Below are 12,028 nucleotides of genomic sequence, written 5' to 3'. Positions count from 1 at the left end.
TATTTTTGTTGTTTTTTTACGAAACCTGAGGAAATACACATGTCCAAGATCGTTAAAGTGATCGGTCGTGAAATCATCGACTCCCGTGGTAACCCGACCGTTGAGGCCGAAGTTCACCTGGAAGGTGGTTTTGTTGGTATGGCAGCCGCTCCGTCTGGCGCGTCCACCGGTTCCCGCGAAGCGCTGGAACTGCGTGACGGCGACAAGAGCCGTTTCCTGGGTAAAGGCGTGTTGAAAGCCATCGAAGCTGTAAACGGCCCGATCGCTCAAGCTCTGCTGGGTAAAGATGCCAAGGACCAGGCCACTGTCGACCAGATCATGATCGACCTCGACGGTACCGAGAACAAATCCAAGTTCGGCGCCAACGCCATCCTGGCTGTTTCCCTGGCTAACGCCAAAGCTGCCGCTGCTGCCAAAGGCATGCCGCTGTACGCCCACATCGCCGAGCTGAACGGCACCCCGGGTGTTTACTCCATGCCGCTGCCGATGATGAACATCATCAACGGTGGTGAGCACGCCGACAACAACGTCGACATCCAGGAGTTCATGATCCAGCCGGTTGGCGCCAAGACCCTGAAAGAAGCCGTTCGCATGGGCGCAGAAGTGTTCCACAACCTGGCCAAAGTGCTGAAGTCCAAGGGCTACAACACTGCAGTTGGTGACGAAGGTGGTTTCGCTCCGAACCTGAAATCCAACGCCGAAGCGCTTGAAGTTATCGCTGAAGCCGTTGCCGCTGCCGGTTACAAACTGGGTACCGACATCACCCTGGCTATGGACTGCGCTGCTTCCGAGTTCTACGACGCAGAGAAGAAAGAGTACAACCTGAAAGGCGAAGGTCGTGTCTTCACCTCCAACGGTTTCTCCGACTTCCTGGCTGACCTGACCACCAAGTTCCCGATCGTCTCCATCGAAGATGGCCTGGACGAATCTGACTGGGAAGGTTTCGCCTACCAGACTGCTGAGCTGGGCAAGAAAATCCAGATCGTGGGTGACGACCTGTTCGTAACCAACACCAAGATCCTGAAGCGCGGTATCGACAACGGCATCGCCAACTCCATCCTGATCAAGTTCAACCAGATCGGTTCCCTGACCGAAACTCTGGCTGCCATCAAGATGGCCAAAGACGCTGGCTACACTGCCGTCATCTCCCACCGCTCCGGTGAGACCGAAGACGCGACCATCGCCGACCTGGCTGTTGGTACCGCTGCTGGCCAGATCAAGACCGGTTCCATGAGCCGTTCTGACCGTGTTGCCAAGTACAACCAGCTGATCCGTATCGAAGAAGCTCTGGGTGCCAAAGCTCCTTTCCGCGGTCTGAAAGAAGTTAAAAACCAGGCTTAATTTGCTGGTTTGCCAGCTTCGGCTGGAATAAAAAAAACCGGAACCCTTGGGTTCCGGTTTTTTTATGCCTGAGCCTTGCCACAACGCTCTGAGAGGCGAGGGTGTTGTGCCTCTGGTTTCGGGTCAGATAAAGGGGAGCATGCGCTGATAGCGCCCTGCATGCACCTTGAAGCCCAGCTTTTCAAACAGGGCGATAGAGCGGACGTTATCTGCATCGATATCTGCGGTGAAGCTGGTGACTCCCAGTGTGCTGGCGTGGGCGAACAGCAATCCCAGCGCTTCTGACATAAACCCTCTGCGCCAATAGGCCGCATTGAGCAGGCAACCTACCTCGCAGCTGTGGCCCGCCTCACTGAAACTGTGCAGGCCACAGGTGCCGATCACCTTGTTGCCCTCCCGCTCGACAATCGCCCACTCCAGCGACTCACCGGTTTGCTCCAGCCGCACTACGCTCGCCATCAACTGCGCCACCATGGCGGGAGAGGTAAAGCAGGGATCAGAGGCAAACTCCATGGTCAGTGGATTGCCATAAATCTCGAACAGATCGGCAGTATCGTGCGGGCCAATGGTACGCAGCACAATACGTCTGCCGGTTAAGTCAGGCTTCATTTATCTCCTTGGCGCGGGTGTTAGCCAGCAAAGATACAGGTGAAAAACGAGACTGCGTGAAAGTCGGTCTCTAAAGGCAATTGGTGCTATCACAAAATATTTGTATCGCGAGCGTCCGATTACGCTTCGCTAATCGAACCTACGGGCTTGAAGTCAGTCATTGTTAATACCTATGAAATATAGAAGGATGTGATGGAGTAATAAATTGACGTGTTTTCACAGTTTAATTTTTGTCGGTGTATAGAATCATTGTGAACCTATAAGTTAAGATCGAAATACTCCAATTTAAATGGATCGTCTTTAGATATCATGGCCTTTCGCATTTTTATTTTGGGTTCATGTGCGCCCTTTCTGTTGTTAATGGTGGATATTATGTTTTTGATAAGATTTAACTTTGCTTCAGGGAATTTACATCCTAAAGTAATGCTTAGTATTTCTGCATGTATTTTATTTCTATCTCGTTGAATGTGATTGCATTTCTCAAAATAAACTTTATCTCTTTTATAAGATATAAGTCTAATTTCTTTTTCATATGACCAATCTCTATTTTTAGTTAATAAATATTGGTTGAATAAATATTTACTCTGCTCTTTGTTTCTTTTATGCTCGTTTGTATATTCAACTTTACTAACACCAACTCCCTCCGGTAATTCATGTCCAAATTTATATTCAATCATAATGCCTTCATGGTTTTGAGTATAATGAGACCACATTAGCATAGAATTGTTGTTATCGGTGAATGAGCAGATTCTGTAATCACTGTCTATTAACTGATCTCCCCCTATGCCATCTAGGGTTGGAAGCTCAATAGGATCATTAAGATGATCTTTTGACGGAAAATAAAAATATTGATTAACTAGAGCATCGATTGTGTTTATATTGAACGGGTAGTATTTGTAAATAATGCGATGTCTACCACCTATAGACATATTCCATATAAACTCACTCACCAAACCTAAATTTAGTTTTTCTCTTAGTGAGCTGTATTCACCTTCAGGTATGGTTTGTTTTATTTTGTTCGCACATTTTAAATAATTGCCAATAATAACATAACTATATTCAGAGTGTTTTTTCATTAATTCTAATGCAGCTTTATAGTAATGATAAGCATCAGAATACTGATTTTGCCTTTCTAGGCAAACGCCAAGTAAATTATAAGTAGTTATCGTTGGCTCATATCTATCATGAAATTCATTTATCCTTTTAAAGGCGCTTTCATAATTTTCATTTTGTATCTCTAAACGGAAGATATTTATTCTTTCGTTTTTTGATAAACTATCGCTTTCTTTTTCTAATAGTTGTTTTAAATTGCTAGTGCTTTGCGTGTAATTCCAGTCCTCTTCTAGCTTATTATATTTTTGATACAGGTCATCATATAAAAAGTGAGCTGTCAACTCGGGGTCATCTAACAACTCCTGAGCACTTTGATATTCATGATTGAAATGAATGGGGGTCTCTAAGACTCTATGTTCAGCGAAGTATCCTTCTAGCGTATTTAAATGCATGGCTAGTAAAAACACCTTATAGAGGCCAGTGCTTTCAATATCAATAATATGTGAGCGATTTTTTATCTCTTGCAATATACCATTGTCAATATTCTCACCCAATAAAAATTTTGAAATAGCGAAGAGCGTCTTAGATTTAAGTTTATATGTGAAAGGTTCATCACTCTCTTGGTTAGTACAGTAAATTTTTATGACATCTGAATGGAGTTTTGCCTTAAATGCTATCTCCATTAATGATGACTTTAATATTGATTGTTCACTTTCTTTTACATCATCCAAATATTCTTTATATAGTTTTTCAGGCTCTTCGAGCAAAAATCTTGCTTTTTCATGTATTGAAATTTTTGATATTACGGTTTCTTTATCTATTTTATGTGCAGTGTAATATTTGCTGGCAATATTTAAGTGTACCTTGCTGAGGGAGTTTATTATATCTATGCCATTTTCAAAATCACCTAGATGAAAATATGCCAGTGCCAAGATTTGTTTACCATTATCATTTAGAGATACCCTATCATCTTGGGTTATTTGAAGAAGAAAAGACCAGTCATCTTTGCGTTGACGATCGGAGGGCATATAAGAAAGAGACAGATATGTATCATTCAGTTTTTTTGACACTAAGCCAAAATTATTGGCGTCATAATCTAGTTTCAGTGATTTAAAAAACGCATCGCTGTCATTGTTTAAATGATATAGACTCCACCAAGCATTAGTATTGTTTATATCATAATAAACTGCTCGTTGAAAATATGATTCGGATATATACTCATCTCCAATATTAGGATAGATATCTCTAGCTATCGTCCCTAGATACTCATATGCTTTACTTAGACTTCCATGTTTTTTAAGTATGTCATCCAGTGCTGTAGATGTATCAATGCCTTTTGCATCTAGTAAAAAATAGCGAAATCCATAATAATATTTGTTTTGCTCTAACAAAATAGGGCAATCTAATAAGGTAAGCTCTGAGAATTTTTTGTTTCTAATTGCATCGGCAATTTCTTTATGGTTCATGTTATGGTTCTATGGCGAGTGATAGAATAGTGTTAATTCAATCAGGGGAGTGATTTAAATGACTCTGACTTAATTAGCTGCCTAAATACAGACAATTTGTCGATTGCCAATTATTTAAGTCCTGAACAATCTGCAAAGTTTGTGTTTCCATACACCACCTTGATTTGCATGTTGTGGATGAGTCAGCGGCTTGCCGGTCAGTTTGTTTGGATCAAAAAGGGACCGGGCGAGATATGGCATGGCTACCGCCCCTGAATTTCAGCCTCCAGTCTGCTGCGTTTCACCAACGGGATGGGGTTGGCATGGCTCATGGGAGACTCTGACGAGGCAAGTGTTGCCAAATGGCAATATTAACCATGGCGCTGTGGAGAGAAAGCTCAATATTGAGATTTTCTGTGCAAGATCAATAAATTAATCAAATGTCGCCTACGATTGATGACGTGCCGAGATAGCGTGAACAACCATTCTTGAGCTAACCCCATAGAATATTCATGGTCATATCCGGCTTGAACCAGCATAAAACTCTTTGTTATTGTCCGCATTCCCCGCTGAAATAGCTTATTTATCTATAAATCAACAAGATAGCATTTTGCGGTGGCGTCGAGGGGGCATCTGCTATCGGGAAGGAGAGTTATGAAGTCGCAGTTCAAAGTGGCGCTGGCCATGTTGGCCCTGTTCGTCGTCCAAGGCTGCACAGCCCCGGATTCATCCACCAAGCGCAATGCACCCGGCCCGGTGCTGACAGTGCATTACGAAAATGCCCCCCTGATCCCCGTCACCATCGCCGGTGAGCAGTACCAGTTTTTGCTGGATACCGGGGCCAGTATCACCTTTATCGATCGTCGTCTGGCCAGCCGTTTCAAGGCGCTGACCTTAAGCGAATTGCCCAGGGCCTATCAGGCTGATTTTGCCACTGTGAGCAGCGTGTCGAGCCAACTGGGCAGCGAGCAGCTTGGCTTTGTTGAGCCGCAACCCTTCTCGCTGGGGTCGGTCACCATTGATGACAGCGAGCTGTGGGCAACTATTGATTTCGATCTTTTCTCCCAGTCTCTCGGCAGCCGTATCGATGGCATCCTCGGGATCGACACCATCCGCCGTTTCAACTGGGTGTTTGATCGCGACAGGCATCTGCTCACGGCTTCGCTGACGGCTCCGTCGGCAGCCACCTTCGAGCGTTGCATCGGCTATGAAGACAGCTACAACCGCTCCCCGGCAGTGTATCTGACCTACGGCGAGAGCAGCGTGCGCATGTATCTCGATACCGGGGCCGATCAGAGCTATGCCGATCATGCCTTTATCGACTTTATGGCCAGCCAGAAGGCGATCTCTGGCGAAGATGCGATGCCACGCAAAGGGGTGGACGCCAGCGGTATGGTGGAGGGGCGTGAACACATCCTCACCGGCCTGCACTTTGATGAGCGCCAGCTCGGTGAGCTGCGCGTGTCGGAAAACAGCAATGAGCAGTATGGTCTGGGGCTGGATTTTGTTAACCGCTTCAATCGCTTTGCGATCATGCCCGGGCGGATGATGCTCTGCTACGACGCCGACAGCCTGGCGCGCAAAGTGCCGCCAGTCCTGCGCAATATCGGGGTGCGTTTTGATGGCGAGCATCTGCAGGTCTACTACAGCGACGAACGGGATCTTGCCCCCTATGGTCTGGCCAACGGCGACATTCTGGAGCAGATCAACGGGGTGGCTTATCGTCCCCTCGAGATCGACAAGGTGCGTGAACTGCTCAGCACTAGCAAGCCGGAGTCGCTCAAGTTGCGGATTGTGCGGGAAGGAAAACCGCTGGATATCGCTATCTAGTCAAGGTGGGGGCGGCATGACGAGCCGCCCCTATTAGCCTCAGCCCTTGGTTGGATTTTCCATGCAGGTGAGGGTTGGCTGGCCGTAACGCTCCAACGTGGCGTCGTCCCCCTTGGTGAAGAAGGTGAGGTTTTGCCCTTCATAACGGGCGCCGCTGGCGCTGGGGGCTTCATAGGCGAGCACTTGTTGCTGCTTGTCGCCCTCGCTCAGGTTGATCACCGCGGCGGGCAGCTTGGCATCGTTATAGAAGTAGGTGGAGAGAGTGACGCTCTTGCCACACTGGTAGTTGACCGGAGCCGGCACCATCAGCTGGCCGCCGCTGATCTGCAGTTCGGTGATCCGCAGTAGGTAGTTATCCTCCACACACTGGCGCAGATCCTGCCCCTTCCAGCAGTCGTTGCGACCCTTGATCCAGCCGCGCTGCATGGCGCGCTCTGTCTTGAGCTGTTCGGGAGAGAGTGCAGCAATCGCCTTGGGGTAGAGGGCCGCCAGTTCGCTATCAAGGGCGGCCAGTCCGGCATCCTTGCAGATCAGGGTTTCGACCGACCCGGAGGCTTTGGTGCAGTCAAAGGAGGGGGTTGCGGCGCTGGCCAGCAGAGGGGCAAACAGCAGGGCGGCAAGCAAGGTCTTGTTCATCGATAGATTCCAGCAATGAGGGGGTATATCTGCCTACTACAGCACACTCTACAGGGCAATGCAGCAGGGGAGCCGAACGCACTTGCACTGCTGAATGGCTGCCAAACGGACAAACCCGACACTCTTGGCCGGAATGTCGGGTTTTTTGTGGCCGCGATAAAGGGGGAGGCGGGTTGCCCGGTCGATCAGGCCAGCGCCAGTTGCTGACTGCGGGCGCGCCACAGCCGCTCGTGGAAGAAGAACACCAGGGTATTGATGGCCGGTTCAATCATCGCCATCACGCCGCCGGTGAGCAGCTCGCCGCTCAGCAGGAAGGCCACCCCGAAGGCCACCGAAAAGTGGACCACCGCGAAGCTGCTGGTCTTGGCCTGCAGGCTGTGATTTGGCTTGAGCTTGTGCCAGCCAAGGTCATGAAAGTAGAAGGCGACCGTGTTGACGGCGGGCTCGATCAGGGCGATCAGGCTGGCGGTCAGCAGCTCACCGGTCAGCAGGTAGGCCACGGTAAAGGCAACACCGAAGTGCAGGATGGCAAAGCTGATGGTCTTTTTCATGATGGCGGCTCCCTCTGTTGATGATGAGAGTATCCACCGAAACGAGATTAAATGAAAACTATTCTCATCTATTGCCAAAATAGAGAGAACCTATCAACGGGCGAGTGGCCGGTGCGGTTCAGCGGTTGCCAATCGCAACCAAGGCGATAAAGTACAGGTTCTTCACACTTGCCCATGAAAAAGGATCTTTCATGAATATCAATGCCACCCTGCTTGGCCAGTTCATTGCGTTGCTGATGGTCATTGTCGGCCTCATCGCCTGGCGACTGGCGCGCCGCAAGAGCGAGCATCCGGCGCTGATCACTTTTATCTGCTCCCTACTCTGTCTGTTTCCGCCCTTTGGCCTGCTGGCCCTGTTGTTGGTTGCGCTGAAACAGGATCTGCCCGCCCGCTCATAGGGCGCGCTGGTTCAGGCTGCCGCACACACCAGCTGCACCAATAGAAAAAGCCCCGTGATGGGGCTTTTGCGTTTGAACTCGGTGAGCAGAAGACCTTGGACACCCATCTTTTGGGTTCGGGCTCTGCTACGCCTTGCTCAAAAAGGTGGGTGTCCCAGATTTGTTGTAAACACAAAACCCCACGATGGAATGAAAAATGCCAAGCGTTGGGAATCACTCTTAAATGCTTTGTTATATTTTTGTCTCTGCGGGCGATTTAAGTGCATCTAATTCTGCTTGAAGTTTTACAACCTCATCAGACAAGGTTGAGATTTCTTGCTGCTTATCCTTAATCGTTTCTGTGATTTTTTCTACGTTCATATAGAGTACTGGTTCTTGAGTCTTAGTAGAAAAATCCAACACCCCAGATGAAAGAACATATGAAAAAACAACAGCGCCAATGACTAAGTAATAAAACATTGCAACAAACTGAGCTAACCACTCCTTAAAATAGAAATCTCGAATTTTTTTGTATGTGGAAAGTTTTACTTTCTTACGCGCTTTATAGATTCTCTTAATAATACTTAAGCGTTCTTTAAGGCCTACCTGACGCCCCAAAATAGATGTGGAAATAGTTCTTGTTGCATGATTCATGTTCAACAAGAACAAGAAAGAACCGGTAGATAGCAATATTGAAACTAGAACATAAAATCCTGTTAAATCCTGCTCTCCGAAGGTCCCTTTTTTGGAGTAGAGGATACTGGCACCTAAGATAATTGCCGTTGAAATACCAACATTTCTAATATGGTCAAAGACTGGTTTGGGATCTTGACCTAAAAATTGACGTACAGTTGTAATAAAACTCAATTAAACCTCCTAACCTTACCCAAAATATAACGTTAGGTTAAGGGGCCGGCTTTAGCCGGTCCCAGTGAGCGCAGCGAACGAATTGAACCGCTTGTTAAATTTCAGTCCAGCACCGTAGGGTCGAAATTCCAGATATGATCACTGTTTCTGTTGCAGCGGACATAAGTTTTGTATCGATCTTTCGCTATTTGAATATCTGCCAACTTTAGTGTGCCATCACATTTAGGGCAGTTACCTCCGATTTTTGTTAAAAACACTTCCCCCTCTTTATTTGACTCAAAATTAAACCACTTGAGCCTTGAGAAGCGAGTTTTCCATAGCATAACTCCATTCATGAGAAGGAACATGCTGATGGCGGCGATAATTATAAACAGGAACTGCCAAGAGCTACCTAGTACGCTAAAGATAGAAGCAAAGCTTCCAATGAAGCCGATTAGGCCAGACACAATAAGCCAGGATGTTTTAACAGGGCTGCCTAAAATAGTGGCTGGCTTTACATATATTCGGTCAATATAGGCTTTATCTTCCGGCTTCTCTCCTTCGTATACGTCACCTACATGGAGCGTACTGTTTGAGAAATTATTACTTCCTGCAATATTAACGCTGCCATCTCCTGATGCTGAGCTTTTAGAAGCCAAAGATTTGCCGCATTTCCCACAAAAGTTATCTTCATGAGATGCTTCCTTACCACAGTTTGTACAATGCACAGCCTCTCCTTTGAAATTTAACGCCGCCACCAGCGGCAAAAAGTTGATGGCGCTTTTGTTGCGCCGTTTGCAAAAAAAGTGACAGCGAGTTTTTGTCCGGCCTGTGTGGCCTTGTTAGGCGAGTTACTTGGTGAACTGCACATCAGCTAACTCACCTGTTAATGTGTTTACTTGGCACAGATACCCAGCAAAGTTGTTTGCTGCGATACAGTCTTTTATCGAGCTAACCGTGCGATTGAAGTTGGTATAGCCGTCGTTGTTTTGATTGGTTGGATTGCCAGCAACCCAAAGTTCTTTACCATCTTCATCGATACACACCAAATTTCTTGCTGGCGCATCCATCGGAAATTCCATGTAGTCATAGATTACAAAGATTCTTCCGCCTGACGCTTCAGCATCAAGTATCGTGTAAGGCAATGATATCTTTGCCTTCTCGATACTTATTTCTTTACCGTTAAACTCGATCATCTTGTGCGCCTAACGCTTGAGTTAAGCCGCGCCGCGAAACGGCGTCGGCTTGAACGAATTGTTAGACCGCAACTCGCATAGTTTATCTCTCTTCATAATTCGACCATGATTTGCCGAAATCTGCGAGATCACTGGCGCTTGAAACGACCGTTAGATAGCTCCCCTTTTCGTGCCGCTTGAGTCGTGTGAGCCCCGTGTAAATCAATGCAAGAGCCTGATTGTCAATCTTTCCCCCTATGAATAGAACGATTGCGCGGGACTCCCAACCCTTGAAGCTATGCAACGTTGTTGCTTTAACTCTAGCGTCCCCCATGTAGAACCCCATCTTCTTCCGGCGCGATTCCTTTTTGTCGGGACTGTATGTATGAACTGCGTTAACGCCATTTGATTCGAGAGCACTTACCACAGCGGCACCCATACTTTGAGTGCCTGTTAAGAATGTGATATCTGTAATGGCCAAAATGTCTTCTTTGGCTCTGGGAGCCATTTTAAGAATCTCTTCTGTGCAGACCTGTACGTCATTTCCAGAAGAAATTTGCACCCATCGTAGTTGGCACGGATATAGATCAAGCTCGCCTTGAATGCCGTTTGGTAGGTCAACAGTGTCCCTGGGCAAATAATTGCTAGCAAAGGTTCTTGCGGTTTCCATTGCTGTAGGTGGGAGTCTGTAGCACGTCTGAAGCTCTGCCCATCTACCACCAGGAAATCCCGCGCCAGTCATAGCTTCGTCCGTCCAGGATCGAGCAGTCCCATAGATGTCCTGCGTCGCGTCAGCGACAAGCAGCATTTCTCCGCCTGCTCTACACACTTTTCTTAATACATTCCACCAAGTGGGAAGAAAATCCTGCCCCTCGTCTACAAGCACGGCATCATATCGTTGTATAACGTTTTCATCGTCGCTATCTATGCAACTGGCGACGAGCGCAGGAAGTTGCGTGCTTAGAACATGCCCTTGTTGCCCTTCGCCGCCCTTCCAAAGATCGCGATATTCGTCCTCGTGGTCGGACTCTTCACAGACCCGCTTACACCAAGCGTGGAAGTTCAACCAGGTTATTCCTTGTCTTGTCCTCCCATGAGCATTGGGCCACCTCACCGCTACATCCATCAGGTAGTGAAGCAAAGTAATATTGAAGGTTACAACGAGAACTTCCTTGCCTTCGCCAAGCAATTGTGCCGCTCTGGCGGCAAGAATTAGAGATTTCCCAGAACCTGCCGGGCCTTTGATTCGTCTGTAGCCGGATTGGGTGCGCGAGGTTACATAACCTCTTTGTGCTGCGTCCAACTCGATTGGCTTTCGTTGAGTGGAAGAGTAATCCGGCTCAATAAGCCAATTTCTCATGTCGTTAGCTTGATCTTCTGTCATGAACTTTGAAGAAGATCGTCGACTTTCTGGAAATACCAGATCAAGTCTTGCTCCTGAAATCGCTTCAGCGCCAGAGACCGGGTTGTATTGAGGCCAATCGAGCATGCCTCTATAAGCAAGGCAGGGTTGCAGCAATATATCTATTTGCCCCTGCCTTGCAAATGGGAATATCACGCCCGCAGTGATGGTGGCGAAACCCGCTTGTCCATTCAACCTTGGGCAGTAAAGATTGTGGATTTCTTGTTTGTATCTAAATATTTTCTCGATGGGGTTTTGGCTTTGAATTGAGAATGACTTATTTCCGTCGCTTGCACATAGTTTGGGAGCCTTTCCTTCTCTCTTTTCAGTCCAGTACCGCATTGCATCAAGGTCCCAGTCTTTAACTTCAAATACAGCAATTCCAACATCTGGATTTAGAAGAACGAAGTCTGGCCTCAGGCCATTCAGGTGTGGCTGGATGTATATTTCCCATTCGGGCGCCAATCTCTCGTTGAATAGATCGAACACGAGCCGTTCGCCCGCGGTCAGTGGCTGACGAAGCTTCTCCAATTGGTCAATCGGTGGTGATACGAATCGCTCCACGTTCTCGTGAACTCCTGCCTTGCGGTCTAATAGTGATTAGATGGAAGGCGGTATTAATCCGTTAGCGGAGCATTCCATATAACTCCGTAACATTTCCACTGCCGCCAAGTAAAAACAACCATTAAATCATAATGTTACCCGTTTGCTTCTTATGCTGAGCGTATTCGCTTGACTTCCTCTTTTTGCGCCACCGTTACTA

General features: G+C 47.4%; 11 protein-coding genes. 3 read left to right on the top strand and 8 right to left on the bottom strand.

Features of this window, described 5'->3' with window-relative positions; genetic code table 11:
* Positions 1–39 precede the first annotated feature (39 nt).
* Positions 40–1,341: a phosphopyruvate hydratase gene (eno, locus tag ACTG2B_RS18250; protein ID WP_005335583.1), complete on the top strand. Its 1,302-nt coding sequence runs from the start codon at positions 40–42 to the stop codon at positions 1,339–1,341.
* Between the two features lie 123 nt (positions 1,342–1,464).
* Here the strand turns inward: eno and ACTG2B_RS18245 are convergent, their stop codons facing one another.
* Both ACTG2B_RS18245 and ACTG2B_RS18240 read right to left on the bottom strand, forming a co-directional pair.
* Entirely contained in the window at positions 1,465–1,950 is a 486-nt protein-coding gene (locus ACTG2B_RS18245) for a GNAT family N-acetyltransferase (protein ID WP_439996581.1), read from the bottom strand.
* A gap of 257 nt (positions 1,951–2,207) precedes the next feature.
* The gene (locus ACTG2B_RS18240) at positions 2,208–4,469 is read right to left on the bottom strand and encodes a tetratricopeptide repeat protein (RefSeq protein WP_439996580.1); all 2,262 of its coding nucleotides are present in this window, start codon (positions 4,467–4,469) and stop codon (positions 2,208–2,210) included.
* 633 nt (positions 4,470–5,102) lie between these two features.
* Between ACTG2B_RS18240 and ACTG2B_RS18235 the strand changes: the two genes are divergently transcribed.
* Positions 5,103–6,278: an aspartyl protease family protein gene (locus tag ACTG2B_RS18235; RefSeq protein ID WP_439996579.1), complete on the top strand. Its 1,176-nt coding sequence runs from the start codon at positions 5,103–5,105 to the stop codon at positions 6,276–6,278.
* Between the two features lie 39 nt (positions 6,279–6,317).
* Here the strand turns inward: ACTG2B_RS18235 and ACTG2B_RS18230 are convergent, their stop codons facing one another.
* Positions 6,318–6,914 carry an MliC family protein gene (locus tag ACTG2B_RS18230; protein WP_439996578.1) on the bottom strand — a complete coding sequence of 199 codons (597 nt, stop codon included), beginning with the start codon at positions 6,912–6,914 and terminating at the stop codon, positions 6,318–6,320.
* Between the two features lie 185 nt (positions 6,915–7,099).
* Positions 7,100–7,465, bottom strand: a complete 366-nt coding sequence (locus ACTG2B_RS18225) for a DUF2061 domain-containing protein (protein ID WP_040099042.1) — start codon at positions 7,463–7,465, stop codon at positions 7,100–7,102.
* 191 nt (positions 7,466–7,656) lie between these two features.
* Here ACTG2B_RS18225 and ACTG2B_RS18220 point away from each other — a divergent pair, with 191 nt between their 5' ends.
* On the top strand, positions 7,657–7,863 hold the full coding sequence (locus ACTG2B_RS18220) for a hypothetical protein (RefSeq protein ID WP_439996577.1): 207 nt from the start codon (positions 7,657–7,659) through the stop codon (positions 7,861–7,863).
* 231 nt (positions 7,864–8,094) lie between these two features.
* On the opposite strand, the gene ACTG2B_RS18215 is transcribed toward ACTG2B_RS18220, so the two are convergent.
* The 4 genes from ACTG2B_RS18215 to ACTG2B_RS18200 form a co-directional block, all read right to left on the bottom strand.
* The gene (locus ACTG2B_RS18215) at positions 8,095–8,709 is read right to left on the bottom strand and encodes a hypothetical protein (protein ID WP_439996576.1); all 615 of its coding nucleotides are present in this window, start codon (positions 8,707–8,709) and stop codon (positions 8,095–8,097) included.
* 101 nt (positions 8,710–8,810) lie between these two features.
* A complete protein-coding gene (locus ACTG2B_RS18210) occupies positions 8,811–9,416 on the bottom strand; it encodes a hypothetical protein (protein ID WP_439996575.1) in 606 nt (201 codons plus the stop codon).
* Positions 9,417–9,539: 123 nt separating this feature from the next.
* Complete coding sequence (locus ACTG2B_RS18205) at positions 9,540–9,884, bottom strand: hypothetical protein (RefSeq protein WP_439996574.1); 345 nt, start codon at positions 9,882–9,884, stop codon at positions 9,540–9,542.
* An 82-nt stretch (positions 9,885–9,966) separates the two neighbouring features.
* The gene (locus ACTG2B_RS18200; protein ID WP_439996573.1) at positions 9,967–11,829 is read right to left on the bottom strand and encodes a UvrD-helicase domain-containing protein; all 1,863 of its coding nucleotides are present in this window, start codon (positions 11,827–11,829) and stop codon (positions 9,967–9,969) included.
* Positions 11,830–12,028 lie beyond the last annotated feature (199 nt).

Source organism: Aeromonas sp. 30P (assembly GCF_051919805.1).
Classification (GTDB): domain Bacteria; phylum Pseudomonadota; class Gammaproteobacteria; order Enterobacterales; family Aeromonadaceae; genus Aeromonas; species Aeromonas veronii.
Note: the sequence above shows the minus strand (reverse complement) of the source record. Positions and strands in the feature narration are given on the sequence as shown.

Excerpts from the sequence above, each read along its gene's own strand:
- eno (WP_005335583.1), top strand. The coding sequence starts at position 40 with ATGTCCAAGATCGTTAAAGTGATCGGTCGTGAAATCATCGACTCCCGT.
- ACTG2B_RS18230 (WP_439996578.1), bottom strand. The coding sequence starts at position 6,914 with ATGAACAAGACCTTGCTTGCCGCCCTGCTGTTTGCCCCTCTGCTGGCC.
- ACTG2B_RS18240 (WP_439996580.1), bottom strand. The coding sequence starts at position 4,469 with ATGAACCATAAAGAAATTGCCGATGCAATTAGAAACAAAAAATTCTCA.
- ACTG2B_RS18245 (WP_439996581.1), bottom strand. The coding sequence starts at position 1,950 with ATGAAGCCTGACTTAACCGGCAGACGTATTGTGCTGCGTACCATTGGC.
- ACTG2B_RS18220 (WP_439996577.1), top strand. The coding sequence starts at position 7,657 with ATGAATATCAATGCCACCCTGCTTGGCCAGTTCATTGCGTTGCTGATG.
- ACTG2B_RS18225 (WP_040099042.1), bottom strand. The coding sequence starts at position 7,465 with ATGAAAAAGACCATCAGCTTTGCCATCCTGCACTTCGGTGTTGCCTTT.
- ACTG2B_RS18205 (WP_439996574.1), bottom strand. The coding sequence starts at position 9,884 with ATGATCGAGTTTAACGGTAAAGAAATAAGTATCGAGAAGGCAAAGATA.
- ACTG2B_RS18235 (WP_439996579.1), top strand. The coding sequence starts at position 5,103 with ATGAAGTCGCAGTTCAAAGTGGCGCTGGCCATGTTGGCCCTGTTCGTC.